The sequence below is a fragment of the Marinimicrobium sp. UBA4209 genome (genome assembly GCF_002381585.1).
Classification (GTDB): domain Bacteria; phylum Pseudomonadota; class Gammaproteobacteria; order Pseudomonadales; family Cellvibrionaceae; genus Marinimicrobium; species Marinimicrobium koreense.
This window is the reverse complement of record NZ_DFTP01000119.1, coordinates 6,923-7,124: the sequence shown is the minus strand read 5'-3', so window position 1 is coordinate 7,124 and position 202 is coordinate 6,923. Positions and strand designations below refer to the sequence as shown.

Below are 202 nucleotides of genomic sequence, written 5' to 3'. Positions count from 1 at the left end.
CTGCAGGAGTACGAGCGCTTCAAAGAAGCGGCTGAGGACCTGGATGAGCTGCCCCGGGTGGGGCGCGAGGTTTTCCAGGCCAGCGCGGAGGCGCCAGACCGGAACCTGACCCGCCCCGACCCGGATGTCGAGCTCAAGGAGATTCTCCTGGCGCTGTCCGAGGTGTTGCGGCGGGCCGATATGTTTGAAAGCCACCATGTGG

At 65.3% G+C, this 202-nt stretch carries 1 pseudogene; it reads left to right on the top strand.

The features are described 5' to 3' along the window. Positions 1-202, top strand: a pseudogene (locus B3187_RS17445) (segregation/condensation protein A); the annotation flags it as partial.